This window comes from Niastella sp. (genome assembly GCF_045805085.1).
Classification (GTDB): Bacteria; Bacteroidota; Bacteroidia; order Chitinophagales; family Chitinophagaceae; genus Niastella.
Map to the genome: position 1 here is coordinate 21,202 of NZ_JBJMLX010000171.1, position 25,744 is coordinate 46,945.

22 protein-coding genes and 1 tRNA gene are annotated in these 25,744 nt (G+C 44.6%); 12 read left to right on the forward strand and 11 right to left on the reverse strand.

Going from position 1 to position 25,744, the window contains the following annotated elements; all coding sequences use genetic code 11:
- Positions 1-71 precede the first annotated feature (71 nt).
- From secY to ACJ751_RS08750, 3 genes are all read left to right on the forward strand, one after another.
- Positions 72-1,403 carry a preprotein translocase subunit SecY gene (secY, locus tag ACJ751_RS08740; RefSeq protein WP_407745101.1) on the forward strand — a complete coding sequence of 444 codons (1,332 nt, stop codon included), beginning with the start codon at positions 72-74 and terminating at the stop codon, positions 1,401-1,403.
- A gap of 78 nt (positions 1,404-1,481) precedes the next feature.
- Complete coding sequence (gene map / locus ACJ751_RS08745; protein ID WP_407745102.1) at positions 1,482-2,282, forward strand: type I methionyl aminopeptidase; 801 nt, start codon at positions 1,482-1,484, stop codon at positions 2,280-2,282.
- A gap of 7 nt (positions 2,283-2,289) precedes the next feature.
- Positions 2,290-3,534 carry an NAD(P)/FAD-dependent oxidoreductase gene (locus tag ACJ751_RS08750; protein WP_407745103.1) on the forward strand — a complete coding sequence of 415 codons (1,245 nt, stop codon included), beginning with the start codon at positions 2,290-2,292 and terminating at the stop codon, positions 3,532-3,534.
- Positions 3,535-3,580: 46 nt separating this feature from the next.
- Here ACJ751_RS08750 and ACJ751_RS08755 read toward each other — a convergent pair whose 3' ends face one another.
- A complete protein-coding gene (locus ACJ751_RS08755; protein WP_407745104.1) occupies positions 3,581-4,063 on the reverse strand; it encodes a DinB family protein in 483 nt (160 codons plus the stop codon).
- A 364-nt stretch (positions 4,064-4,427) separates the two neighbouring features.
- Here ACJ751_RS08755 and rpsA point away from each other — a divergent pair, with 364 nt between their 5' ends.
- On the forward strand, positions 4,428-6,347 hold the full coding sequence (gene rpsA / locus ACJ751_RS08760; RefSeq protein ID WP_407745105.1) for a 30S ribosomal protein S1: 1,920 nt from the start codon (positions 4,428-4,430) through the stop codon (positions 6,345-6,347).
- A 955-nt stretch (positions 6,348-7,302) separates the two neighbouring features.
- Here the strand turns inward: rpsA and hxpB are convergent.
- Both hxpB and ACJ751_RS08770 read right to left on the reverse strand, forming a co-directional pair.
- Complete coding sequence (gene hxpB / locus ACJ751_RS08765; RefSeq protein ID WP_407745106.1) at positions 7,303-7,959, reverse strand: hexitol phosphatase HxpB; 657 nt, start codon at positions 7,957-7,959, stop codon at positions 7,303-7,305.
- A gap of 40 nt (positions 7,960-7,999) precedes the next feature.
- Positions 8,000-8,716, reverse strand: a complete 717-nt coding sequence (locus ACJ751_RS08770) for an SIMPL domain-containing protein (protein WP_407745107.1) — start codon at positions 8,714-8,716, stop codon at positions 8,000-8,002.
- 133 nt (positions 8,717-8,849) lie between these two features.
- On the opposite strand from ACJ751_RS08770, the gene ACJ751_RS08775 reads away from it, so the two are divergent.
- Positions 8,850-9,632, forward strand: coding sequence for a lysophospholipid acyltransferase family protein (locus tag ACJ751_RS08775; protein WP_407745108.1), 783 nt, complete (start codon positions 8,850-8,852; stop codon positions 9,630-9,632).
- A gap of 15 nt (positions 9,633-9,647) precedes the next feature.
- On the opposite strand, the gene ACJ751_RS08780 is transcribed toward ACJ751_RS08775, so the two are convergent.
- Together ACJ751_RS08780 and ACJ751_RS08785 are read right to left on the reverse strand one after the other, a co-directional pair.
- On the reverse strand, positions 9,648-10,166 hold the full coding sequence (locus ACJ751_RS08780; protein ID WP_407745109.1) for an acyl-CoA thioesterase: 519 nt from the start codon (positions 10,164-10,166) through the stop codon (positions 9,648-9,650).
- Between the two features lie 69 nt (positions 10,167-10,235).
- Positions 10,236-11,336: a mandelate racemase/muconate lactonizing enzyme family protein gene (locus tag ACJ751_RS08785; protein WP_407745110.1), complete on the reverse strand. Its 1,101-nt coding sequence runs from the start codon at positions 11,334-11,336 to the stop codon at positions 10,236-10,238.
- A 260-nt stretch (positions 11,337-11,596) separates the two neighbouring features.
- On the opposite strand from ACJ751_RS08785, the gene ACJ751_RS08790 reads away from it, so the two are divergent.
- The gene (locus tag ACJ751_RS08790; protein WP_407745111.1) at positions 11,597-12,820 is read left to right on the forward strand and encodes a proline dehydrogenase family protein; all 1,224 of its coding nucleotides are present in this window, start codon (positions 11,597-11,599) and stop codon (positions 12,818-12,820) included.
- A gap of 106 nt (positions 12,821-12,926) precedes the next feature.
- Here ACJ751_RS08790 and ACJ751_RS08795 read toward each other — a convergent pair whose 3' ends face one another.
- Positions 12,927-13,784, reverse strand: a complete 858-nt coding sequence (locus ACJ751_RS08795; RefSeq protein ID WP_407745112.1) for a dienelactone hydrolase family protein — start codon at positions 13,782-13,784, stop codon at positions 12,927-12,929.
- Positions 13,785-13,866: 82 nt separating this feature from the next.
- On the opposite strand from ACJ751_RS08795, the gene ACJ751_RS08800 reads away from it, so the two are divergent.
- Together ACJ751_RS08800 and ACJ751_RS08805 are read left to right on the forward strand one after the other, a co-directional pair.
- Positions 13,867-13,941, forward strand: a tRNA-Val gene (locus tag ACJ751_RS08800).
- Positions 13,942-14,047: 106 nt separating this feature from the next.
- Positions 14,048-14,617 carry a DUF4337 domain-containing protein gene (locus ACJ751_RS08805; protein ID WP_407745113.1) on the forward strand — a complete coding sequence of 190 codons (570 nt, stop codon included), beginning with the start codon at positions 14,048-14,050 and terminating at the stop codon, positions 14,615-14,617.
- Positions 14,618-14,705: 88 nt separating this feature from the next.
- On the opposite strand, the gene ACJ751_RS08810 is transcribed toward ACJ751_RS08805, so the two are convergent.
- The 3 genes from ACJ751_RS08810 to ACJ751_RS08820 all read right to left on the reverse strand — a co-directional run bounded on the left by ACJ751_RS08810 (position 14,706) and on the right by ACJ751_RS08820 (position 20,289).
- Positions 14,706-15,875, reverse strand: a complete 1,170-nt coding sequence (locus ACJ751_RS08810; protein WP_407745114.1) for a hypothetical protein — start codon at positions 15,873-15,875, stop codon at positions 14,706-14,708.
- A gap of 1 nt (position 15,876) precedes the next feature.
- Positions 15,877-16,848, reverse strand: a complete 972-nt coding sequence (locus tag ACJ751_RS08815) for a DUF2157 domain-containing protein (protein WP_407745115.1) — start codon at positions 16,846-16,848, stop codon at positions 15,877-15,879.
- A 99-nt stretch (positions 16,849-16,947) separates the two neighbouring features.
- On the reverse strand, positions 16,948-20,289 hold the full coding sequence (locus ACJ751_RS08820; RefSeq protein WP_407745116.1) for a reprolysin-like metallopeptidase: 3,342 nt from the start codon (positions 20,287-20,289) through the stop codon (positions 16,948-16,950).
- Positions 20,290-20,594: 305 nt separating this feature from the next.
- On the opposite strand from ACJ751_RS08820, the gene ACJ751_RS08825 reads away from it, so the two are divergent.
- From ACJ751_RS08825 to ACJ751_RS08840, 4 genes are all read left to right on the forward strand, one after another.
- Positions 20,595-21,695 carry a nickel-binding protein gene (locus tag ACJ751_RS08825; RefSeq protein WP_407745117.1) on the forward strand — a complete coding sequence of 367 codons (1,101 nt, stop codon included), beginning with the start codon at positions 20,595-20,597 and terminating at the stop codon, positions 21,693-21,695.
- Positions 21,696-21,849: 154 nt separating this feature from the next.
- Positions 21,850-22,230 (forward strand): DUF4242 domain-containing protein, encoded by a 381-nt coding sequence (locus tag ACJ751_RS08830; RefSeq protein WP_407745118.1) that lies wholly within the window; start codon positions 21,850-21,852, stop codon positions 22,228-22,230.
- Between the two features lie 105 nt (positions 22,231-22,335).
- Positions 22,336-22,917, forward strand: a complete 582-nt coding sequence (locus ACJ751_RS08835) for a Crp/Fnr family transcriptional regulator (protein WP_407745119.1) — start codon at positions 22,336-22,338, stop codon at positions 22,915-22,917.
- Between the two features lie 67 nt (positions 22,918-22,984).
- Entirely contained in the window at positions 22,985-23,428 is a 444-nt protein-coding gene (locus tag ACJ751_RS08840) for a DoxX family protein (protein WP_407745120.1), read from the forward strand.
- Between the two features lie 343 nt (positions 23,429-23,771).
- Here ACJ751_RS08840 and ACJ751_RS08845 read toward each other — a convergent pair whose 3' ends face one another.
- Together ACJ751_RS08845 and ACJ751_RS08850 are read right to left on the reverse strand one after the other, a co-directional pair.
- Positions 23,772-24,863, reverse strand: coding sequence for a hypothetical protein (locus ACJ751_RS08845; RefSeq protein ID WP_407745121.1), 1,092 nt, complete (start codon positions 24,861-24,863; stop codon positions 23,772-23,774).
- Positions 24,864-24,879: 16 nt separating this feature from the next.
- Positions 24,880-25,744, reverse strand: an 865-nt coding sequence (locus tag ACJ751_RS08850) for an SPFH domain-containing protein (RefSeq protein WP_407745122.1), incomplete at its 5' end; no start/stop codon positions are given.

The window sequence follows — 25,744 nt, forward strand, 5'->3', positions numbered from 1 at the left end:
TAACTTGCATAGACGCATTTGACCAATGCGTCTTTTTTCTTTGAGGGAAATCTAAAAATCTTGGTAAATCCGTGAAAAAGTTTATACAAACACTTAAGAATATCTGGGGGATTGAGGAACTGAGGAGTAAAATTCTGGTGACAATTACCCTGATAGCCATTTACCGTTTAGGAACACACATTGTACTACCCGGTATTGACCCCGACAAAATCACCGTTAACCAGGCAGGTGGCGGTATTCTTGGATTGATCGATGCCTTTGCCGGCGGCGCCTTTCACCAGGCATCTATCCTGGCACTGGGTATCATGCCATACATTTCTGCCTCTATCTTCATTCAGTTAATGACCATCCTGTATCCACCTTTTCAGAAACTGCAAAAGGAAGGAGACAGCGGTCGTAAGAAGATAAATCAATACACCCGTTACCTCACCGTGCTGGTAACCATTTTACAAGCCAGCGCTTACGTAGCTTTCCTGAATACAACAAACGCCCAGGCAATGGTAGAATCGTACAAACCCTTCTTCTGGGTTTCTACCACTATCATTCTTACAGCAGGCACCCTGTTTGTAATGTGGCTGAGTGAAAAGATCACCGACAAAGGTTTGGGTAATGGCAGCTCCGTGATTATCATGGTGGGTATCCTGGCCCGCTTCCCTCAGTCAATCTGGCAAGAGTGGAGCGCCCGCTCAAACAGAGGCGGTGGCGGTTTGTTGATCTTTGTAATTGAAATTGCTATCCTGGTTGCTATTATCATGGGCCTCATCATCCTGATCCAGGGTGTTCGTAAAGTGCCTGTTCAATATGCTAAACAAATTGTAGGTAACCGCCAGTTTGGTGGCGCCCGCCAGTTCCTGCCTTTAAAGGTGAACAGCGCCGGTGTAATGCCTATCATCTTTGCCCAGGCCATCATGTTCCTGCCAACCCTGTTGAGCAATTTCGACTCAACAAAAGGTCTGGCTGCCGTGTTTGGTAATCATAGCAACTTCTGGTACATGATCATTTATGCAGTAATGGTAATTGGTTTTACCTTCCTGTATACAGCTTTGATCTTTAATCCGAAGCAAATTGCTGACGACCTGAAACGTAATAACGGATTTATCCCAGGGGTAAAACCCGGTCAGCCTACAGCCGATTATATCGGTGCTGTAATGGATAAGATCACTTTCCCAGGTGCGGTATTGCTTGCCCTGGTAGGTATATTACCAGGTTTTGCTCAAAGAATGAGCGTACAACAATCGTTCTCTTCTTTCTTTGGAGGTACCTCCCTGCTGATCATGGTAGGTGTAATTCTGGATACCCTTCAACAGATAGAAACTCAGTTGTTGATGCGTCAGTACGATGGCTTGATGAAGAGTGGAAGAATTCAGGGACGCCAGCAGGTTACCCCGGCTTCCTCTATCTAATAAAATATTTCTCAGCAAACCAAACCTGACAACTTATTGTAATAGTTGTCAGGTTTTGCTTTAATATAAATCAGTGAGATGATCTACTATAAAACGGAAGCAGAAATTGCATTGATGCGGGAAAGCGCTTTACTGGTAAGTAAAACGCTGGCCCATATTGCCGGATTATTAAAACCGGGTATCACTACACTTTCTCTGGATAAAGTAATTGGCGAGTTTATTCGTGACCATCAGGCAGAGCCTGCTTTTTTGAACTATAAGGGCTATCCATTCAACTCCTGCATCTCGGTGAACGATGTGGTAGTGCATGGTTTTCCCGACAAGAATGAACTGAAGGAAGGCGATATTATTTCGGTTGACATTGGTACCCTTAAAAACGGGTATTATGGCGATCATGCCTATACGTTTGCGATCGGTGATCCCGGTGATGAAACGATGAAGCTGATAAAGATCACCAAAGAATCTTTATACAAAGGCATTGAAAAAGCAGTGGCCGGCAACCGCATTGGCGATATTGCTTATGCCATTCAGGAACATACCGAGAAAAAGCACGGCTATGGCGTAGTACGCGAACTGGTAGGGCATGGCCTGGGAAGATCGATGCACGAAGATCCGCAAGTGCCTAACTATGGCCGGAAGGGAATTGGTACGGTGTTGCGCGAAGGGCTTGTGCTGGCCATTGAGCCTATGATAAACATGGGTAAAAAAGATGTGTACACGGAAGAAGATGGCTGGACGGTTCGCACCGTTGACCACAAACCTTCTGTTCACTTTGAACATGATGTATGTGTGCGTAAGGGAAAGGCTGATATCCTGAGCGATTACAGCATTATTGAAAAAGTAGAGAAAGCCAATCCCAATTTATATACTAAGGATTAAAGATTAAGTGAGCGAAGCAACAAAACGACTGGTAGTTATAGGAGGCGGGGCAGCTGGATTTTTTTGTGCGGTGAATGCTGCCCGTATGCATCCTTCGCTCAATGTGCTCCTGCTCGAAAAAACAGGTAAACTACTTTCAAAAGTAAAAGTTTCCGGCGGTGGTCGCTGTAACGTCACCCATTCCTGTTTTTCCATTAGTGATATGGTGCGCCATTACCCGCGGGGCGCCAACTTTCTGAAGAAAACATTTCATCAATTCTTTACAACCGATACTATTCAGTGGTATGCCGACAGAGGTGTGCCGCTGAAAACGGAAGATGACGGGCGCATGTTTCCCGTGACTAATTCATCGCAATCGATTATTGATTGTTTGATGAAGGAGGCAAATAAGTATGGGGTTGAGATCAGAATGATGGCCGATGTAAAAAGCCTGAAGCAGGAAGCAGAACAATTTACACTTGAATTATCAGAATCCCGGTTCATAACTGCGGATTTCGTGGCCATTGCCTGCGGAGGCTATAACAAATTGTCACAATTCAGCTGGTTGCAGCAATTAGGCCATTCCATTGCAGAACCGGTTCCATCCCTGTTCACTTTTAATATGCCCGGGAACGCCATTACACAGTTAATGGGCGTATCGGTGCCGGAAGCGGCCGTAAAGATCACAGGCTGCAATTTATCGGCTAAAGGGCCTTTGTTAATCACTCATTGGGGATTGAGCGGTCCGGCCATATTGCGGCTCTCGGCCTGGGGAGCACGTCAATTGGCAATGGACAATTGGCAATTTGCAATTACAGTAAACTGGTTGCCTCAGTTCAATGAGCAAACTTTGCGAGCGCATTTGCAGCAACTTCGGTTCGAAATGGCAGCACAGAAAATAATTAATCGCAATCCATTCGATCTTCCACAACGGTTATGGCAATATTTTCTGCAGCAATCGGGCATCGATGAAGATAAACGCTGGGCCGATCTGCCGGCGAAGGAACAGAATAAACTGATTGCAAATTGTTGCGCACAGGAGTTTAATATACAGGGGAAAACAACTTTTAAAGAAGAGTTTGTAACTGCGGGTGGTATACAGTTATCGGAGGTGGATGCGAACACCATGCAAAGCAAACTGGTACCCCATTTATATTTCGCTGGTGAAATACTGGACGTAGATGGTATTACAGGCGGGTTCAACTTTCAACATGCCTGGACAAGTGGCTACATTGCTGCAAAAGCAATTGCCGCAGTATTGGAAGGGAAGTAAGTCCGGAAAAATATCCCGGACCTCCACGCTTCCTGGTTTCTTTAATTTATTTCGCCTGCTCCTGCGGCTGTTCCTGTTCCTGCGGAAAACCCAATAATCTTCTGTGATAAGTGATCTGCCCGATGTGGTAGTTCAAATGGGTGAGCATGTGCAACAATAAATACTCAGTTGTTACTGTTTCGCCATTAATAGGCAGTGGATAATTTTTTTCCAGTTCTTTTTTACTGGTTTGTTCCAATGCATCCTTCACGGCTACTTTAGCATTTTCTATTTCATTTAACAGCTTGTGTTTGCTGATATTTTTCAAATTGAATTCTGCCTCCCGGTTCCGGATGTAACCCGAATCACCCAGCACAGCGCCAATAAAATGCTGCAGGCTGCCAGTGCAATGTAAACACAGGTTGCCGCCGCTGTTCTTAATACCCTCTTTTACTACCCAAAGGCTGCTGTCGTCAGGGTATTGGGAAATTTCTTCAGTCAGTTTATTCAGGTCCCGCTCAACTAAAGTGATCAAAACTGGTGTAATCATAACAAATAGTCAGTTGAAATAATTTTCGATAAAAGTAAATAGAATTATTGCCTGTCTGAATAGGAGCACAAAAAAATAATTTTCATTCGTTAAATCCAATCTTATTTATGCACGTTTTCCCAAATTCACCAAACAATTTCGTGCAATATATACTGTTGGGTCGGCTAATCGTTTTTGCTATGTGAATTATACTACCTCAACCGGCAACCAACAGTTGCATGGCCGGAAAAGTTCATGGGAAAGGGCTGTTTAACATTGTGAAAATCAGGTAATTGCTAAATGAAAAAAAACAAATAAACCGGCTGTAATTCAGCATTTTAAATTATCTTTGCAGCCCCGAATTAAAATCATCGGGTTTTTTATCATGTTTCAATTTGTTAAACAATTAAACGCTGATGCACAGGAGTCTTCTGCAGCCGGTCAGGATGCTGAAGCTACAGCGACACCAAAAGCACCTGCAGCTCCTGAAGTTGTGGACAACAGTGCACACGACGATTTCGACTGGAGCATTGACAAACGTAACGTGGCTACGTACAGCAAAGAAGAGAAATTAAAGTACGATGCTGTATACGAAGGCACTTTCAAAGCGGTTACCGACGGTGAATTAGTAAAAGGTCTTGTTGTGGCCCTTACTAAAACTGATGTGGTGATCAACATTGGTTTCAAGAGCGATGGTCTGGTTTCTTTAAACGAATTCCGTGATCTGCCAAACCTGAAAACCGGTGACGAAGTGGAAGTTATGGTTGTTGAGAAAGAAGACCGGGAAGGTCACCTGAACCTCAGCCGTAAGCAAGCCCGCATTACCCGCGCCTGGGAAAAAATCGTTGAAGTTCACAAAACCGGTGAAGTTATCACTGGTACTGTTACTTCAAAAACCAAAGGCGGCCTGATCGTGGATGTATTTGGTATGGAAACATTCTTACCAGGTTCACAGATCGACGTTAAACCTGTAACTGATTACGATCAGTTTGTAGGTAAGACCATGGAGTTCAAAGTAGTGAAGATCAACGAAGCTATTAAGAACGCTGTAGTATCTCATAAAGCTCTTATCGAAAGCGATATCGAAGCACAACGTGCTGAGATCATGAGCAAACTCGAAAGAGGTCAGGTTCTGGAAGGAACTATCAAGAATATCACCGATTTCGGCGCCTTCATGGATCTGGGCGGCTTAGACGGTCTGTTGTATATCACTGATATCAGCTGGGGCCGCATCAGCCATCCGGGCGAAGTGCTGAAACTGGATCAGAAACTGAAAGTGGTTGTATTAGACTTCGATGATGAGAAAAAACGCATCAGCTTGGGTCTGAAACAACTGACTCCACATCCTTGGGATATTCTGCCAGAAAACATTCACGAAGGTTCTGTAGTGAAAGGTAAAGTGGTGAATATTGAAGATTACGGCGCATTCCTGGAGATCATGCCAGGTGTTGAAGGTCTGGTACACGTAAGTGAAATTACCTGGGCTAACACACCGATCAATGCGAAAGAATTCTTCAAACTGGGTGATGAGTACGAAGCTAAGATCGTAACGCTCGATAAAGATAATCGCAAAATGAGCTTGTCTATCAAGCAAATGAGCGAAGATCCATGGAGCACTATCGAAACCAAATTCCCGGAAAGCAGCCGTCATACAGGTTTGGTGAAAAACATCACTCCTTATGGTGTGTTCGTTGAACTGGCTCCTGGTATCGGTGGTATGATCCACATCAGCGATCTGAGCTGGCTGAAACGCTTTAATCATCCTTCTGAGTACACTAAAGTTGGTGAGAACATCGACGTAGTGATCCTCGGAATTGATAAAGACAATCGCAAACTGCAACTCGGACACAAACAACTGGAAGAAGATCCCTGGAATGCATTACAGGGCACATTCGCAGTTGGCTCTGTACATGAGGGAACAGTTATCCGCAGAGATGACAAAGGTGGTATCGTTCAATTACCGTACGGTTTGGAAGGATTTGCACCTAACCGTCACCTTATGCGTGAAGATGGCAAAGCAATCGGCGCTGACGAAACAACTCAGTTCATGGTTATCGAATTCGATCGCAATGAAAAACGCATCGTAGTTTCGCATACCCGTATCTGGGAACAATCCAAGCAGGAAGAAAAACAAGCTGCTCAGAAAGAAGCCCGTGCTGAAGCTGACAAAACCAAGAAATCAGTGAAGGCCATTCAGGGTAAAGTAGAAAAAGCTACTTTAGGCGACCTGGGTGCACTGGCTGAGATCAAAGAAAAATTAAAGCAGGAAGAACAACAAGGCGGTACTCCTGAAACAAAAGAGTAACCTTTGTTACGCTGAACGCATAATGCACAACGTTTAACGCAGCATTTGCTGAAAGCAGTTCCTGAATGATATAAGGAGTCCTCCCGGTTTAACCGGGAGGACTCTTTTTTTATGTATTTAAGAAGCGTTCATGCAAAACCGAGATAGCCTGTATAACTAGCACATTATCATTACATGGCCCATTACTGCCTGATTGACTGGCATCATTAGTTTATAACAAAAACGTATACAAGCTTGCATAAGAAAAATCAGTGTTATATCTTTATATCAGGAACTAAAACGGATACAATCTTAGTTCAGACCACCTAGTAATTAGCGAGCAACTTCCCACTTATCCGATTCATATACAACCAGATCCCATCGTAGGGATAAATCAGCAAGCGTAGTTCACCCAGTAAATTCGTGCCATATGAAGAAGCCAATCCCTTCTTTATAATTCGTTAGTATTTTCCTGTTATTTACGCGCTTCATAGCAGTGCTTAATGCCGCTGTTTGTTTCCACCATTAATCAAGATCAGTAATACTTTACGTACAATGATGTCTGTTACCGATGTATTCGGTTCAGTCTTCCTGTACTCAACTTCATACATACAGGTTCATTTGGGTAGTAACATTCAGCGGGGTGTTCCGGTCGCTACCGGGGCGTCCCGTTTGAGTTTTGTGTGTAGTTGATCAGTTAATTAGTTGACCAGTTAACCAGGTAGAAAAAAGTTAGGAGAAATAAAGAAGTAGGTTGATAGGGTTGATGGAGTTGATATGGTTGATAAAGGGTTTTAGTTTAATGTTATGCTTTGGGGGTCTAAGTAGAGGTTATTAGGTTTGTAGGTTATTGAGTTTTTGGGATCAATGTTGAAAGTTTTAAGTTCAAAGTTTTGTCAATTGCTCTGGGCTTAGCCTGGATGGTTTTCATCTTTGCCCTTTGCCTTCTGCCCTCTGCCTTTAATGCCATTCACGATTACAGCGTCTCTAATATAGTCCTATTAAATTTTAATAACGAAGAAAGTTTCCGATCCGCAGCATTCCAGCGGCCTTCGTGATGTACGTGTGGGGCGGGTATTACCATACATTTCATGCGGGCTGCTTTGGCGGCGATCATGCCATTGAATGAATCTTCAAAACAAATACAGGTGGTGGGTGGAACCTTCAGTAATTCGGCGCAATTCAAAAATACCTGGGGGTGTGGTTTGCCATAGGGGAGATGTTCGGCAGAAGTAACGGCGTTCAAATAGGGCTGAATATTCAGTTTTTCAATTACCGCTTCAATCAACCGCATGGGTGAGGAGGAGGCCAGTCCGATAAGGAAACCATTGGTTTTAAAAAACTCCATGATGTATGGCACACCTTCCATGGCCTCACCATGCGCTTTTATTTTGTCGAGCGCGGCCTGTTCAATGGTTTTGGCAGCTTCTTTTGCCCGTTCTTTATTTATGGCGAAATGAGTGAACCAGTAGTCGATCCATTCGGGCGTACGCAAACCGGTGGTAAGGTTATATTGCTCGTCGGTTAGCGTTACACCAAATTCCTGTAAGGTTTCAGCGCCTGCCTGTTGCCACAAGGGTTCAGAATCGATAAGCAGGCCATCCATGTCAAATATTGCTGCGGAAAATTTCATGCCCGCAAAGATAAGAAAGAAGGATAAGGTTTATGGCTGACTATTTTAAAGCAAACACTACATTCATTTCCATTCTGAGACTGATCTTTTTGAAATCGACTCCTCCTCCTTTTTCGTTCCAATCTCCATTAACAGAGGCTTTGTTGGCCCATGCCAACTGGTTCGTGTTATAAAGCGGCACTACAGGCGCATCATTCTGGTTTTCGGTAATGGTCACCGCTACGCTTAATTGTTCTCCAACCGCTTCAGCAAGGTATTCTGCTTTTGCTTTAGCGGCTTTTATTGCCTGGATCTTCACCTGCTTGCGGTACTCCTGAATTTTACTATGCGATACGCGCACCACTTCAAAATTCTGAGTGGCGTTATCGTCGAGCTGGCGTACCAATTCATCAATTTTTTTACTGCTGGTAAATTTTAGCTGGTAAGCAATGGTTGCATACAATTCATCTTTTGCTTTTTTGTTCCACCAGCTTCTGGGACTTGAACCTTCATACGATGCAATGGAGATAACAGAATCGGGCATACCGGCATTGTGGCAGGTGCTTAGAAAATCATTCTTTACTTTCTCGAGCTCTATTTTGCCGCTTCCCTTCTTTTCATATTCTTTCAGGGTGACCACTACATAAATTTCATCAGGAATAATTTCCAGTTCGGCACTACCGGTTACATTGATGGTTTTGGGGAATGGGTTAGGAGCCTGGGCAAAGATGCCTGTAGTAAGAAAGCACAAAACAACAATGGTGATAAATCTGTTCATGGTAATTATTTAATACCTGTATGATTGGGGAAACTTATAAATTACATAAACAGGTAAGCGCAGTAAATGAGAGATAGCAGTTTATTAACATTTCCTTAATTTCGGTGTCAATTGACTTTCAAAATACTGATGAATGAGCTCGTTTAGTGAAAGGTTAAGACATTTTAAACTGGTTCGAAAAATATTATACCCCATCGTAGGCATTATAACCTGGCCGGGCCTGGTTATATTTAATAAACTACAGATCAGGGGCACCGAGCATATTGCCAAACTGCCCCGGAAGAACGTGCTTTTTGTAAGCAATCACCAAACCTACTTTGCCGACGTTATTACCTTTCTGCATATATTTTGTGCCGTGAAATGGCGCAAAAAAAATAAACTGGGCGTACCGTATTATTTATTGAACCCCTTCACCAATGTATACTATGTGGCTGCCGAAGAAACCATGCGCGGCAGTTTTATCAGCCGGTTATTTACCCTCGGCGGCGCATTAACGGTTAAAAGAACCTGGCGTTCGGCCGGTAATGAAGTGCGCAAAGGGCTTGATCCTTCAGACACCCGTAAAATAACCCGGGCGCTTGAAAGCAATTGGGTGATCACTTTTCCGCAGGGAACCACCACGCCTTTTGCGCCGGGAAGAAAAGGCACGGCGCACATCATAAAACTGTGTAAGCCTGTTGTTGTTCCGGTAGTGATCAACGGTTTCTGGCGCGCTTTTAATAAAAAGGGATTGAAGTTTAAAAAGAAAGGCACATTACTTACCGTAACTTTTAAGGAACCGCTGCCAATTGATTATGAAGCGCCAACAGAGGTGATACTGGCGCAGGTGATGGATGCCATTGAGCAAAGCAGATCGTTTATGTTGAAGGGCGCACACCACCGAAAGGCAGCTAATGATAAAACAAATCCCGCCTGAGAAGCGGGATCATATTTATAGTTTGAATAAAGCTTTTAACTCTGTAGCGTCATCGGGTTTCATTTTTCCACCCAGTATCAGGCGAACCTGTCGTCTGCGCAAAGCACCATCGAACAACTTTACTTCATCCTCTGATTCAGGGACCAGGTTAGGCACCTTGCGAGGTTTGCCATTGGGGTCCAGTGCAACAAAAGTAAAATAGGCCTCATTGCTTTTATATTTATACTGATGCAGGGCATCTTCTCCCCAAACACTCATAAAGATCTCCATAGACGTATTAAAAGCCCGGGAAACCCTGGCCTGAATATGTACCGCGTTGCCCAGTTTTATGGGATTCTCGAAGCTGATATTATCAACGGAAGCTGTTACCACCGGTGTGCCGCAATGCTTCATAGCTGCCAGGGCAGCTGCAATATCCATCCAGTACATTAAACGTCCACCCATTAAATTGCCAAACATATTGGTATCGTTTGGCAACACCAATTCAGTCATCGTGACCTGTGACTCTTTGGCCGTTTTAGTAAACTGGTCCATGTAGTTTTTTGCGCAAAGATAATAGGTAGAAACTCAGAAAACGAGTATAGGCCGAAAAGTCTGGAATTTCTAAACAGTCACTTTTTCAAGGGTTTGTAAAAATGCTTCGTCGGCATCAGCGCCAATGCCGGGTATTTCGGGCACTTCCAGCAAAAAGCCTTTGTATTGTACGCCACCGGTAACGGGATCGGTTTTATGCCCCAGCATGCAGGTATCCATATCGTAAAAAACGACATTATCGTGGGCCAGCGCAAAATGCGCAAAAGCCGTCAGCGCCACGCGGCTTTCCAGCATGCCACCCATCATACAGGGAATGTTATGTTCTTTGCATACTGCATGTATTTTTTGCGCTTCCCATATGCCACCCGATTTCGCAAACTTGATGTTTACATAGTCGCAGGCATTGGCCGCAATAATGCGTTTAGCATCATGGTGGTCAAACATGCTTTCGTCGGCCATGAGTTTTATAGGAGATTGTTTAACCAGCGCCGGTAACTTATCATCGTCCCAATACCGCATGGGTTGCTCGCAAAACTGAACGTTAAAAGCCCCCATGTTGGTCAATGCAAAAAGCGCCTCCTCGTAGTTCCAGCCCTGGTTGGCATCGATGCGCAAGCCAATGGCCGGGCCTACCGCTGCCCGGATCTTGCGTACCCGCTCCACATCTTCTTTGGCGTTCTTCCCCAGTTTTATTTTAATGATGCGTACGCCCCGTTTTACAAAATCAATGGCTTTGGCAGCCATTTGTTCAGGGGTATCGATACCAATGGTGAGATCGGTTTCCAGTTCCTTTTTGCCGGTTGCGCCTAAAAACTGATACAAAGGTTTTCCCGCTGCTTTTGCGGCCAGATCATACAGCGCCATATCGAACGCACTTTTAACGGTGGCGTTGAAGGCAGTGAAACTATGTAACTCCTGTAACCGTTCTTCAATAGCCGCAGCATCCTTGTTTTTCCAAAGGGCGGCAAAATCTTTCGCCATTTCAAAACAGGTAGCCTGGGTTTCGCCCACGATCATGGGGAAAGCCGAGCATTCGCCCACGCCATATATGCCGGCATCTGTATGCATCCTGATGAAAATATTCTGGGCATAGTGCATGGTGCCGGTGGCAATGGTAAAAGGGTGCATGGGGATGCTGAACTTGTAGATATCGGTGTGGAGGATGGTCATATGAGACACAAGATACAAGGTTTAAGGTACTGGAATATCGGCAAAAACCGGCAATAGACAGTCGTGAAACGTGAAACGTGAAACGGCAAACGTCTCCAGTTCGAACAGTCCAAGTAATGGCTGTATTTCCGTATTACCTGGTAACTGGCAACCGGTAACCGGTAACTATTAGGGGGTGTTAAAAAATGGGCAACTATGAGCCTAAACAGCAGAAATTTATCGCTAAAGAATTATCTTCGCGCCTAACATTCGTTAGTTCTATGTCAAAAACCGCCGTAGCTGTATCTTTTGATAATACTGAAAACGCATTCGCTTATAAATCAGACAAGGAGTTAAAAAAAGCCCACTTCCTATTTTCGAGCATGGGGTACCAGGCACTGGTAAAAATGGGCACCAGGTTGACTCCCTGGGCCATTAAGGCCGGACTTCCCATCAAAAATCTGATCCGCAATACCATTTTTGAGCAGTTTGTAGGAGGCGAAACCCTTGAGGAAACCGCCCGTGTGGCCGCCAAAATGAAACAATTCAATGTGCAGGTGATCCTGGATTATGGGGTAGAAGGGATGGAAGGGGAGGAGAATTTCGATCATGGCACCAACGAGTTCATCAAGGTGATCGAGTATGCCGCCACGCAGCCCAATATTCCCTTAATGAGTGTAAAGATAACCGGGCTGGCAAGGTTTGCCCTGTTGGAGAAACTGGATGCAGCCGCGGCCACCAAAAGCGGGTTCGAAGGAAAAGTGCATACCGAAGTATTGACCGCCGCCGAAAAAGCAGAATGGCTACGCGTTGAACAACGCATCATTCGCATTTGTGACGCGGCTGCTGCCAAAGGAATAGGTGTATTGATAGATGCGGAAGAAAGCTGGATACAGGACCCCGTGGACGCCCTCACGATGCAGATGATGGAGAAATTCAACCGGAAGAGAACGGTGATCTACAATACCATTCAATTATACCGGCATGACCGCCTGCAATTCCTGAAAGACAGTTTTGCTTCGGCGCAACAAAAAGGTTTTATCCTGGGTGCTAAACTGGTACGCGGCGCGTATATGGAAAAAGAACGCAAGCGGGCTGCCGCCATGAACTATGCATCGCCCATTCAACCCAATAAAAAGGCTACCGACCGCGACTATAATGCAGCGCTTGAGTTTTGTGTTGATTACCTGGAACATATTGCGCTGATCGTTGCTTCGCACAATGAATTCAGCAATTTATATACGACCGAGCTGCTCGATAAAAAAGGAATCCCGCACAATCATCCACACGTGCATTTTTCGCAACTGTATGGGATGAGCGATAATATTACTTTCAACCTGGCAAAAAGTTCTTTCCGTGTAAGCAAGTATTTGCCCTTTGGTCCCATTAAAGATGTGATCCCATACCTCATGCGCCGGGCGCAGGAGAATTCATCGGTATCGGGGCAAACGGGACGGGAGTTGGGGTTAATTAAGAAGGAAATGGAAAGGAGAAAGGAATTGTAGATTTAATATGCCGAAGTAAGAAGTAGGAGGTAAGAAGTTCGCGTATTTCGTGTTTTCTTACTTCTTACCTCTTACTTCGTTTACCTATATTAACGGGTCATCTAATTTATCTAAGTGTTTCACCAAAGAGCTTCAGTGTACGCTCCCACGCTAATTTAGCAGCAGCTGCATTATAACGGGTAGGGGCTGTATCGTTATTGAAAGCATGATTGGCGCCTTCGTAGATGTACAGTTCATATTGGGTGCCTGCTTTTTTCAGCGCTTCTTCATAAGCGGGTATACCGGCATTGATGCGTTCATCCAGAGCGCCATAATGTAATTGCACGGCAGCTTTTATTTTAGGCACATCTGCCGCATCGGGCTGACGGCCATAGTAAGCAACAGCTGCTTTCAGGTCAGGCACATGAACGGCTAACTGGTTGGCCATACCGCCGCCCCAGCAAAAACCAACACAACCGGTTTTACCATTGCAATCTTCCCTTGTTTTCAGATAATCAAAAGCCTTAATATAGTTGTTGAGATTTTTTTGTGCATCCAGTTTACCGATCTTGTCGCGTGCTTCATCTTCATTGGTGGGTGTACCGCCAACAGGCGATAACGCATCAGGAGCCAGGGCCAGGTAACCGGCCAATGCCACGCGGCGGGTAATATCTTCAATATGCGGGTTCAGTCCCCGGTTTTCGTGAATCACTACTACCGCGCCATACTTCCCTTTTTCTTTTGGTTTGGCCACATAGCCCTTCATGGTACAATCATCCCCTGGGTAAGTAATATGTTCCGTAGCAATGCGGTCATCCTGCGGCGGCACCGTTTGCGCATGGGCATAATTTACTTCCAGCATGGGCAATACAGTCATCGCTGCAGCCAGGCTGCCGGTGAATTTGGTAAGCCGGCGAATGAATTCATCGCGCGAAAGTGGGACATGGGTATATTCGTCGAAAAGGTTGATTATTTCCTGGTTCATAAAATGGCTTGAATGAGTAAAGTGCTTTCTAAAGGTAATAAATTTGGGGAAGGCGGTTGACTGTTTTACCTTCGGCCTTCCCGGACTGCTAGCTCAGTTGGTTTAGAGCATTACTTTGACAGAGTAGGGGTCACTGGTTCGAGTCCAGTGCAGTCCACAGAATAGAGCGGAAGTGAAAGATAAGTTTTACTTCCGTTTTTTATTTTTAGTATAAGCCGCACCAGGCATGAATAAAAGCATTCTCTGGCAAATAAACATTCAACATGAGCGATATATCAGAAACAATTCAGGAGCCTGTTGAGCAGGCGAATAAAAGTAAGATCAATTCAAGAGTGGCGCTTTTTGTAGCAATAACTGCAACTTTTATGGCTCTGTGCAATGTGAAAGATGGAAATGTGGTTCAGGCAATGTCGCAGGCCCAGGCACACAGTATTGATGCATGGTCATATTTTCAGGCAAAGAGTACCAAACAAGCTATTGCAGAAAATACGCTGGAGATGATTAAAGTACAAAACCCCGCCGGTAACGAAACATTGATCAAGAAGTATTCAGAACAAATAGACAAATATGAAAAAGAAAAGGCTGAAATAAAAGCACAGGCGGAGGGCTTTCAAAAGGAATATGATGACATTAACCTTTTTGATGACCAATTTGACATGACTGATGCATTGTTAACCATATCAATTGCTATGTTTGGAATTACTGCTTTAACACAAAAAAAGTGGCTGCTTTATTTCTCAAGTATTGTAAGCATAGCTGGCATCGTTTTGGGATTGGCTGCTTTTCTGAAAATTAGTTTGCATTCAGATCTTATTTCAAAAATTCTAGGCTAGATAATCCGTTCGGCAACCTGCCGGCGGACTCCACAATAAAAAAGGCCCCGACGACCATCGGGGCCTTTTTTCATATCAATAATTCATATTAGAAACTATCTGTAGCGCCCGCTCCGCCGCCACTGCCACCGCCAAAATCAAAATGTTTACCAGTTCCATGGGTGGGTGTTTGATGGAAGGTTTGCGCCACTATTAACGATTCTACCTGAAGCAATCCGGCTAATGCGGGATCATTCGGTTCGGCATGTGTAAATCCATGTTTGGGTGGCGTAAGGTATTTGGTAATGAAGTAAGCTATAACGATCATTATAGTACCGCCAATGCTCATGGCTATTTCCAATGGAGCAAGGTGATAATAATAACGGAAAGTAAATATGATCGCCGCAACCAATATTAACCCGGCGCGTAATAAAATAACATCCTTTTTTTGAATACCCCGGAAAATATAGATAGCGGGGAGAAGAACGGTCGGGAACCAGAAAACCCAGCCGTATGGAACAGATTCTCCTTCTTTCAACTGCAGATCAAACAGGCTATTGCTTACCTCCCTTACTACAAAATAATTTCCGGCTGCATACAGTATGAGCAATGCTAATATCTTTATAAGGGTACAGCAATGCTGATAATATCTTAACCGATAGTTGTTACTGTAATTTTTTACCAGCCGGTAAACAATAAAGGAGAGGGCCATCAACAAAAAAGGCATAATAGTTTTGGCTATGTTACCCAGCGGCGTTACCCCATAAAATACGATGACAAGCAACGCCATAAAAGCAAGCGCACCCATGATCGCATTCCCGAACCGCAACAGGAAATAAAAAGCAGGGATAAAGATCAGTACCGCATGGCCTGCAACAGATACCGAAGAGAAGATTAAGTTGGCGGCGCCAACTATACCTCCTATGCACAACCATAATAAAGCATCATCTATACCCGACCGGTAACTTTTTTTATTGCGGATCATAAATTCCAACGCCCCATACAGTAATAATGAATACACAAAGGTCATAATGCCAATGCCTTTTTCTGAACCGGCAATTTCCAGCAACAAAAAGAAGGCATAACCCATAGACACAATTACTGTCGTTAACAGAAACAACCCTATGCGGATAAATATATTGGGCGAGTACAGGTCAACCGGGTATGCTTTTTCTATGGCATTGTACTCTTCTATTGAAATGAGCTGTTGATGGAAAGCATCGGCGGCTTCTTCCTTGATCAATAAATTATCGAGCGATGTACGGTTATATGCGATCATACTACTTCATTTTTTTGTTCATCCGGGAAAGGAATACAATTATTCCGGTGGCCGAACCAATAAAATACATTAATATAAGGAATATACCGTCTAATTCATGCGTGGCCCATAGCAGGAACCTTATGAGCACATAACTGAGGCCAATGTACCCGTAAAGGGTAATCAACAGAACAAAATAAAAGAGACGGGTGGAAAGCGCTTTTTTATAGAAATAAAATACGGCCCCTGCCAGTGGCAAGAGCCAAAGCGGATAAAAGCTATCGAAGTGGAACATGCCCGCCAGGCAGGCGATGAACAGGATGTTTATTCCGAAGTTGACATATGTAAATTCAAAATGCGCTTTTATATTCCGCCGTTCACTGGCCCAGGCTATTGCTGTAAGCGCTACGCCTAATAGTAACCCGGCAAATATGATCTCCGCATTGGCAAAATCGTTTGCCTTTAATATATTCAATGGAGTGATAGCGATGCCCATCCAGGCAGCGAGGTTGGTGATGGCCATGCTTAGTATACCTAAATGATCGAAGTAATAAGCGCAAAAGAACAATATGACCATCGGGATAAAGGTAGCCAGCCCGTACGCAGTGCCAAAAACGGTGTATTGCACCTGCAGATAGGTGATAAAAGTGATCAGGGTTAAACAGCCCAATAAAAGAATATAATCAAAAAAGGAATTGGGCGCCGGTACCCTCGTAGTAGCAAAGGGAAGCTTTTTACGTTCACAATAAACGAAACTGCTTATGCAGATCAATCCTATTACTGCCAGTATAACCTGGTGGCCGATGGTGTCGATGTTTTTATAGATCAGGATCCCTAATCCGCCGGTAAGCAGGAGGATGCCAAGGTACAGGATCGTTTTCAGTTCCCAGTGTACTGAAAAAAGTCTGGAACCTGCTCTTTGTTTTACTTTTTGAAGAGATGGATCTGCAATCAGGCCCTCCTGGTGTAATCGTTCAAATAAAGGTATGTTCACGTATAGGGGTTTGTTAACTATAAAGTAAATATAAATAATTTAAAACAGAAAGCCCCCCCGATGCGTCGGGAGGGCTTTCTATATTTTATTGCGTTGTTATTATTCTTTTACAAAGCGTGATATGTAACTTCCTGAATTACTAACCAACTGCACTATATAAACGCCTTTGGGCAGGGCGCCTGCAGGTATTTTATACTGGTTGGCGCCGTTTTGCGCTGTAAACACAGACTGGTAAACAAGGCTGCCCTTGCCATTTAGAACCCGAACGCCTACTGTTTCTACACTGGTAGCATTGTATGCCAGGATAAGTGATGATGTTGTTACAGGATTGGGGTACACTGTCAGGGTTGACGGCGTTGCTTTTTCCTGCATGTTAACGCGGGCAATATTACCCAGCGTTTCATTGTCATCCACATCAAATTGTTTTACCCGGTAATAGTTCCAGGCTGCCAGTGGGGAGTTATCGTTCAGCTCATAATCAATGCGTGAACTGGTGCTGTTTTGAGCAGGCACAGTACCGATCAGTTCATTAAACGTAGTGCCATCAGCAGAGCGCCAGATCTCAAAGTAGCTGGTTTTCTCTGATGAAGTAGCCGCCCATTTCAGGTTAACCGTATTGCCAACTTTAGTAGCCGTCAATGGCAGCATTTGTGCGGTCTTTGACAAAACTGCGGTAACGGTTACCAGCATATTGTTGGCGCTTGCGCTACCACACAAGGCAGATGGATTAAACAATAATACATTTTTGAATGATGAGAAGGAGGTGCCTACATAAGTGTTGAGTGTTGCCACAGAAACGGCATTGGAATACGAGAGCCCATATAAAGTATAGCTGGTACCTACCGGGTAGTTGGAGGCATTGCTCAAATTAGAACTGGCATCGAATGCTTTGATAAGCCCCGTGGCATTGTCAACGATCACATAGGTATAGTTGAAGCCGGCGCCGGGGCTGGGTGTGTTGGTGAACAATCCCCCACCTGCAGGAGGTGTAACACCAATAGTATAAGGAGATGGCAGGCCAGGGGTACCGCTTGCAAAAGTACCAACCGCCACTGTATAATACAGCCCGGCGGTTAATGTAACTGCATAGGGGTTTCCATTTGAAACACCACCAGAGCCGGGCCAACGGCCACTTGAATTTATAAAATTTGTACAGGGGGCACCAGGTACAAAAGCGTCTGAATACAGGTTAAAGACTAAATTGCCATTGCCTGCGGAGCGGAAAAAAGTATAAGAACCGGTAACGCTTGGTGTAAAACGGTAAGTATCGTACTGAAATAAGTTCGAGGCATCAACACACGTATTGGTAGATGTGTTCAAAAAGGTCAGATCGGTGGAAGGATCTGTGTTATCCAGTGAGCCGCTAATGGTAACAGCTGAACCATAAACAGGCGACAGGCTCAGATCGAGCGTTGAATTGCCCGCGGCGCCCGTTACAGCCGTACCTGGTGTAAAGCTTGTACCATTGGCCGAGCAACTGCTGGTGATAGTAATAAAAGCTGAGTTGATATTAAAAAAGATATTACCACGGGCTTTTACCATTATGCGGCCTATCGATGTAGGTAAATTAGGAATGGTAAAGGTTTCCGTCCCATCGTTGGCTGTATTTTTTACCAGGGTATCGATATAAGTAACACCGCCATCTTTGGAAAGTATGATATCTACATTTGAACAGTTAACTGGCGCTGCATTACTGCCGGCCACGTTCCAGGTAACAGTTGCTGTATTGCTGCCATTGGCTGCCCAGCTGGTAGCGCTGCTTTGTGAGGTAACTGTAAAAGGTCCTGCTGAAGCATCGGTGTTCACTGTTACAGAAGTTTGGGCGGTACAACCGCCACCGGTTGCTTCATCCCGAACCATTACCATAAAGTTCAGCGGGCGGGTTACGCTTGGCAGTACTTCAAAAGGCGTGGCAGCCCCACTCACCAGGTCTGCCATTCGTGGAAATACCCGGGTATTGGCCGTAGTGGGCGGAAAGGAACGGAAGAGCGGACCGTTGGTAGAACTGGCTACCGGTGTGCCAGAGGTGCCACTGGGATCGGTTCCAGCATCCAACTGCTCCCAGCAATAATAAAGTGTAGGGTTATTAGCATCTGTGCCGGTTGCCGTAAGCATAAATGGTGTGGAAACGGGTATGGTATAAGTTCCTGCAGGTACCGATACGGCAGGCGCTGCATTGCTCATTGGCGTAGCCGGTCTGCAGGTGGCCGAATTAACGGAATAGTTAGCGATCTGCAAAATGCTATAGCCATGGAAATACAGGTCAGAATTATTCTGGTAAGCATCGGGCGATCCGCAGGAGCCTGCATAAGCCATGATGGTGGAACCGCCTCCAGGTTCATAACCTGTAGGAGGGTTCACATTGCCGTTGCCGCAGGAGGCATGTCCGGAAGCCATCGTGTGTTGAGCGCTGAACTGGTGCGCCATTTCATGGGCCACTGTACCGGTAAAAATGGAGCCCTGAGGGCCTGCAGCAGGGTTGCTGCCTGTACCGAATGTAAGTCCGGCTGCGCCACCTCCCTTTAACCCATTATTACAAACGGCACTTAAGTATGCCAGGCCACCATTCCAGTCCTTACTTAATACAATCCCCTCATCGTAATTGCCGCTGCCCAAAGCAGCGTTAAGCGTGCTGGTGTTATTATTTAATGTAGTACCATCGGGAAAGTTTGTTATATGGGTGTCATAAGGATCGGTAGCTGCATTGGTAAAAATGATGCTGTTATTGCTTACCAGGGTAAATGTAATGCCCGCATCGCGTTCGTAGATGGCCGTTACGTCGTTTATCAGCGTACCTATATATATCAGGGCCTGGGTTTGCGATCCACCGGCCCAGGCGGTGTATTCGCCGGTTGCAGCAACCGCCAGCCGGTAATTACGCAGCTGGCAATCACTTGCCAGCACGGTTGCTACGCGGGCGCCGGCGCCATTCTTACCTTCTACCACTTCTTTGGCTGAACACAGTATAGGCTGCGTAACAGGTAAGTCCTTAACATAATACACCATATGCACATCGGGGTAATCAGGGCTTACCGGGTAAATGTAAGCGCTGCCTTTGTCGGTAAATATTAAACCGGTAACACCTTGCGAAGTAATGGTTAACCGGCCCTGCAGGGCATTGGTGCCCGGGTCTTTTAATTCGTAGGTTTTGAAACCGGTCAGTTGTTTGCTGAGTTCATTTGATAAAATGGGCGACTCGGTAAAAGCACTGGCCAAAGTTTGCCCCTTAGCAGGCAAAGGAAGGTTAAGGCGCACCGGCGATACTGATGAACGTTCGCCCAGCTTTACCAGGGGAGCCCGTTTTTGCAACAGTTGCAACTGGTTGCGGTTCAACTTCACCAGCTCATAATTAGTGGGCAGCGGTGCAGCTGTTGAACGGCCATTAACATAAGGCTGTATGGTATTTTTAGAAACGGAAGTCCAAAGGCCGTCTTGTGCCATAGCTTGCAAGATCGGTAGGCATGTGCCTAAAGTCAGCAGCAGTCTGCGGATCATAGAATATTGGGCTTTAAGGTGTTTATTGCAAAAATGTATAATACTTATATATCATACATTTGCATATCACCAACGCTTTTAGGGGTCTTTTATTTCATATTTATCTGACCTGATATCCACAATTTGCGTGTAGCTATATGCATACAACTTTAGTGGTATTGGTCCATTTGAGAGAAAATATTTGTTGGTATAAGGAATCTTAATTCTAATTTAGACCGTAACAGGAATTTAAGCATGCTACATGCAGCCTTATGGCGCTTTACATGGATATTCATATTATTCCGGGCATTAAGGCAAAGGATGTTGCCGAAGCACACCAAAAAGATATTCTTTTGCAGGAAGAGCATCAATGCAAATGCATGACCTATTGGATAGATGAGGAAAGGAATAATGTATTTTGCCTGATCGAAGCGCCGGATAAAGAATCTGTAGCGGCCCTGCACCAACATTCACACGGGCTTGTACCACATAAAGTCATTGAAGTAAACCCCGAACTGGTTGAGTCTTTTTTGGGCAGGTTACATGACCCGGTAAATGCACCTGCCACAGAAAATGGATTGAAGATCTTCAATGATCCTTCTTATCGGATCATTCTTTTTATTACTACCACCGACCCGGCATTATTGCGGCACCAGCTGGGTGCTGAAAAAGCAAACGAATTATTGAACGGCTGTACGAATGTAATAAGGCAGAACCTGGCTGTATTCGATGGTAGGGAAGTAGAACACCCCGGAACAGGTTTTATTGCTTCCTTTACAGCGGCGTCCAAAGCAGTTTCCTGCGCTTTATCAATACAGGAGGCGGCTGCACAACCAGCTATGCAGACAGCCGGGGTGAAGATCGGCATCAATGCCGGGGAACCTGTTTCAACCGGAAGCAGCCTGTTTGGCGATACCATACAGTTTGCCCGGCATTTGTGTTTCATTTCCTGCGCAACCCGTATAGCCATATCATCGGCTGTTAAAGAACTGGCTGCCAAAGACCATTTTCAAAAACCGGCAAATAATATCATTTGCCTGGCGCCCCCCGATGAAATTTTGCTTGAATTATTATTCAGCAAGCTGGAAGAACACTGGCAGAACCCCGACTTTACCATCAGCGAATTTTGCCAGGCAATGGCCATGAGCCAGTCACAACTATACCGGAAAACAGTTGAGCTTACAGGCATGTCGCCCAATATCTTTTTAAAAGAATACCGGTTGGAAAAAGCGAAAGAATTGTTGAACCAACAACGATACAGTATTTCGCAAATAACTTTCGATGCCGGGTTTACCAGCCCATCCTACTTCACCAAATGTTTTAAAAAGAACTATGGGCTGTTGCCTATGGATTATCTTGAGCTGCTGCATTGATTGATTTGTTCTATGTTTTGAATGAATTGTTACAGCCCTTCTTACACCACTTTTATTTTGATTCAGGATTGATATTCATTGAACGATTTGTTATACAGCTTTCGTGGTTGTTGAGCGTAGCTTTGGTTATACAAAAAACAAAAATCAAACAACCATGAAAAAGATCTCATTACTGTTTGCCATGCTGTTAATGATTGGCATTGCCGGTATGGCGCAGAGGGCGACTCTTTCCGACAAATCAAAAACTAAAAATCAATCGAACATGAAAATGTATGTTATCGAGCGGGAGATCCCGGGTTTGGGTCAATTTACCCCGGAGCAATTAAAAGGCGCTTCGCAAACTTCCTGCAACGTGTTGAAAGAACTGGGGCCAAAAATTGAATGGATACATAGTTATGTTACTGGCAACAAAATGTATTGTGTCTACAGGGCTGAAAATGTTGAGATCATTAAAGAGCATGCAAAGAAAGGCGGTTTCCCGGCCAACTCAATCAGTGAAGTGACTGAAATAATTAGTCCGGCCACGGCCAACTAACGGATACAATATAGCCATGAATACGGCCGCCCCCTCCTTGCCTCCCCCCATTGGGGGGAGGTTGGTGGGGGGCGTTCGTTTTTTATTTATATTCGATCCACATCCATGAACATCGACTTAATTCTCCAGCATGTTTCCCGGTACATTCAGCTCGATAAAAATGAAGCTGAGTTGTTTATTTCAATGCTGAAACAAAAAACTATTCCGAGAAAGGGTTTCCTGCTTCGGCAGGGCGATATATGCAAAACGGAGAGCTTTATAATCCGGGGCTGTTTGCGAACCTATTCAATTGACGAGAATGGCGTTGAACATATTGTTATGTTTGGTATAGAAGACTGGTGGGTGGGCGACCTGTACAGCTTTCTGAGCCAGTCACCAGCCAGTTACTTTATCGATGCTTTGGAAGAAACGGAGCTATTGCAGATCAGTAAACCCCATCTTGATGAGTTGTATGAGAAGGTCCCCAAATTTGAACGGTTTTTCCGCGTCCTTTTTCAAAATGCCTTTATAACCCAGCAAAACCGTATAAATCAAAATCTGTCGTTCACCGCAGAACAGCGTTATCTTGAATTCATACATAAATACCCGCAATTGGAACTGCGTATACCACAGAAGCAAATAGCTGCCTATTTGGGTATTACCCCCGTATTCTTAAGTATGCTTCGCAAAAAGTTTGCTTTGAAGTAATCATTAAAGTAGTTTAATTTTTTTCGTTGGCCCCTTTTGTTGTTTTGTTGCATCAAATGATTAAAATATGATGCAATTAATGTTCAGGACAAACAACGATTGGACAGGTGTTATTATCCGGCTTACAACAGGATTGATCTTGTTTCCACACGGCGCCCAAAAAATGCTGGGTATGTTTGGGGGATTTGGTTTTTCGGGCGAAATGGATTTCCTTACGGGCACGGTGCATTTATCGTGGCTGATAGCCTTTCTGGTCATTATTATTGAATTTGTAGGGTCACTATCGTTCATTGTTGGTTTTGCCAGCAGGGCATGGGCCGTTTTAACGATCATCCTGATGCTTGGTATTATATTCAGTTCGCATCTTGACAACGGCTTTTTTATGAACTGGTTTGGCAATCAAAAAGGGGAGGGGTTTGAGTACCATTTGCTGGTGATCGGGCTTTGTTTGGCTACACTTTATAACGGCAGCGGAAAGCTTTCTATCGACAGGGCATTGCAAGAGAACTGATCTGCATTTAGGATAAACAATACCGCATTTCCCAAGTTCGATGTTCGATTTCCCAGGTGCGAAGTCTAATTTCCCACCTGCGATACCAAATTTCGCATGAGAAATTCAGTATTTAGACTAACTATGCCGAATTTCCCATGTGCGAAGTTGCATTTCCCATGGGAAATTTTGTATTTTAACTAACAATGTCGTATAAGTTGCCAATTTGGTACAGCATGTTTTGAACATATGGGATAAAGTTGCTTATTTACGACGAAAAGTTGCTCCTTTACGACAAAAAGTTGCCTACTGATATGGCAAGAGTAGTATATGAACAGCAAATTATCGATCGTACAACCTGAGGTTACTGCTGTTGCGACAAAAAGTAAATAACTATTATAATTATTAGCACCACAATAACCGTAATCGCTACTTTGGCGGCAGATACTGGTTTTGAACCATAGATCTTACCTGTTTGTCCGTTTACCAGGAAATGATATTGTTTGCTCTTATACATATACGAGCAAATCCATAACGGCAACAGAATGTGTTTATAGGTTTGATTTTCGTAAGAGGTACTCACCTGAACATTTCGATAGGTATCTATGCGGCATTCATCAACACAGGCATCATAGATCTGCTGTTCCATGATTTTTTCAGCTTGCGCATAGCCATCACTTACTGAAACATCATACACATCAGCAGAGAAGCCGGATAAATAACAGGCATCGAAATTCACCAGTTCCTCCAGTTGAAAAGGAAAAATACTTTCGTATTCCTTTTGTGTTAACTCATCGGCCCCGCCAATGAGAATATCATCAAACGTAGTATTGAAGGAGCCTGAGCGGTAGATCCATTCTGTTCTTTGCTCCTGCCGGGTGGTTTTATTGCCATTTGCATCCGTATCTTCTACTGTTACGTAGTAGTGTCTGCCGCCTTCACCGGTCCATTCACTAAAGGTTTGGGCGTCGTAAGTCCAGAAGGGCAGGTAAATGCCATGCAATGCATCCTGGCGTGCAAACTCTTTTAAATCGCCGGGCGCCCACCAGCCTTTTCCCAACCAGGTTTTAAAAATGGTGATGGATTGTTGTTTATCAACCCTGAAAGGAATGATACCCGATGGTTGTATAAGCCGGGTTTTATAAGCTACCGGGTTTACCACCTCGAAGTTGCAAAAACTACAGGTAAACGTAGGCGTTTCTGAAATGAACACCGATTCGGAGCCGCAGCGTTCACATTTATGAACCAGTTGCTCAATGGCTGCATCAGGGTCGCCGGTAACAGATAATTGTTGCCGCAGGCTTTTTTCCCTGATCTGGTTGCTTGATTGATCGATGGCTACCTGGGTGCCGCAATACTTGCATTCCAGTTTTTGATGTTCAGGGTTGAAATATAATTGAGCATTGCATCCCGGGCATGGGAATAGCAATAGGGAATCTTTTTGTACGTTTTCCATGATTGTTCAACCGGCTTTAGAGCTTGCCTAAGATCTCAGCTTTCTTTTTATTGAATTCTTCTTCTGTAAGAACGCCTGCTGTTTTCAGATCGCCCAACTGTTTCAACAGATCGAGCATTTTTTGCTGGTCAGTGCCGGCAGCGGCGGCGCCTGTGCTTTGATGTGGTTGCGGTTGTTGCGCCTGTTGCATCATATTGGTGAGCACAATACCAGCACCTAATCCAGCTGTGTTGGCAGCGCCCGGGTTGTCGGCCATTTTTTCCATGGCAATGCCGGCCTGCATTTGGTTGAACTGGTTCAGTTTATCACCCATCATATTGAGAGAAGTGGTTTTGTCGAGCATTTTTTCCACTTCTTCGGGCAGGCTCACGTTCTCGATATAGAACTGACCCAACTCAATACCCCAGGCGTCGAAATCAGCCTGGAAGATTGGTTTTAACCGGGTGCCTATTTCTGTAAAATTCGCGGCCAGATCCAGCACAGAAACCCCGGCTTCGGCAAGGCCTTCAGACAATTTGCTGATGATGGTATTGCGTATTTGTTCACTTACAATATCGATCGTTATCCATGGATTGGTACCGGCAAATTCACTGATGAATTTTTTAGCATCAACTACCCGGATGGTGTATGTGCCAAAAGAACGGAGGCGTACCTGTTTGAACTCAGGGTCGCGCATAATAATGGGATTGGAGGTACCCCATTTTAAATTCGTGAATTGTTTGGTGCTTACAAAAAACACATCCACCTTAAAAGGTGAATCGAACAAATATTTCCATGACTTGAGCGTAGTGGTGATGGGCATATTCTGCGTCTTCAGTTCGTGCCGGCCGGGTTTGTACTCATCGCCAAACTCACCCTCGTTCATCAATACTGCAACCTGC